Annotated in this window: 1 protein-coding gene; it reads left to right on the top strand. The window is 36.0% G+C overall.

Annotated elements, in window-relative coordinates; genetic code table 11:
* Positions 1-1,162: site-specific integrase (locus HMPREF2805_RS00405; RefSeq protein ID WP_261676111.1), on the top strand; the 1,162-nt coding region annotated here is incomplete at its 5' end.
* Between the last annotated feature and the right edge of the window lie 99 nt (positions 1,163-1,261).

Raw genomic sequence — 1,261 nt, 5'->3', positions numbered from 1 at the left:
AAAGAAAGGACATTTTATGATAAAAAAATACATTACAAAAAAAGGAGAGACTAGATACCTCTTTCAAACATACCTGGGCATAGACCCTGCAACTGGAAAAGAAAAACGCACAACAAGACGTGGTTTTAAAACTATAAAAGAGGCCAAGGCTGCCGAACGTGACCTTCTCTTAGACGTTGAAGAGAATGGTTTTTCAAACAATGAAGATTTCCAGAACCCTACTTTTGCTGAAGTCGCTGAATTGTGGCTTGATAGCTTTAAAAGCACTGTAAAACCAACAACATATCAGAACGTTAAGAAAAAACTTAATGTTATGATTGACTCATATTTTACAGATATGAAGATTCAACAAATCAGTGTATCTTATTGTCAAAAGGTTGCTATCAAGTTAAGTAATCGCTATATCCTATATGCTAATTACTACTCTGTCATCAGCCGTATTTTCAAGTATGCCGCTTCTCTTGACATCATTAAGTCAAATCCCTTAGACAAGATTATCAAGCCTAAAAATAAACCCTTAAAGGGCAAAGAAAACTACTATACAAAACAGGAACTAACCGAGTTCCTTAAAGTTTACAAAGCAAATTGTAAGCCAGTAGACTATACCTTTTTTCACTTACTAGCTTTTTCTGGATTGAGAACTGGAGAAGCAATCGGCCTCATGTGGTCAGATGTTGACTTTGAAAATAAACGGTTAAGCATTTCTCGCACGGCTGTCGTGATTGGTAAAAAACAAACTGTTCAGGATCCTAAAACCAAAAGGAGTAAGAGGGTTATCACCTTAGATGATGAAACTCTGAATGTTTTGAAACTCTGGAAACGACAGCAAATAAAAGAATATTTCCAGGCTGGTGTGCCTTACAAACATGATTCGAATTATATTTTTACGAATGACATAGGAGGATGGCTTTTAGCTGCAACTATGAAAGTGAAACTTAGCAGATTCTTTCGTAAACACAATAATCTTAAAAAAATTTCGCCTCACGGTTTTAGGCATACACATGCTTCTCTTCTGTTTGAAGCTGGTGTTACAGCGAAAATCATTTCAGATAGACTCGGTCACAATAATGTTCAAATCACTCTTGATATGTATACTCATATCAATGATAATCAACGTGTTGAAGTCGTTGACCAGTTCATGGATTTCATCCGCTCCAGCTAAAAGTAGAGTCGTATTCAATCTCGTATTCACTTTTGCTTAACACGCTAGAAGTCCACTGGTTTCAAAGGATTAGCAAGCTGTGTACTATTTATGGTATAA

Source organism: Streptococcus sp. HMSC034E03, from assembly GCF_001811505.1.
Lineage (GTDB): Bacteria > Bacillota > Bacilli > Lactobacillales > Streptococcaceae > Streptococcus.
Note: the sequence above shows the minus strand (reverse complement) of the source record. Positions and strands in the feature narration are given on the sequence as shown.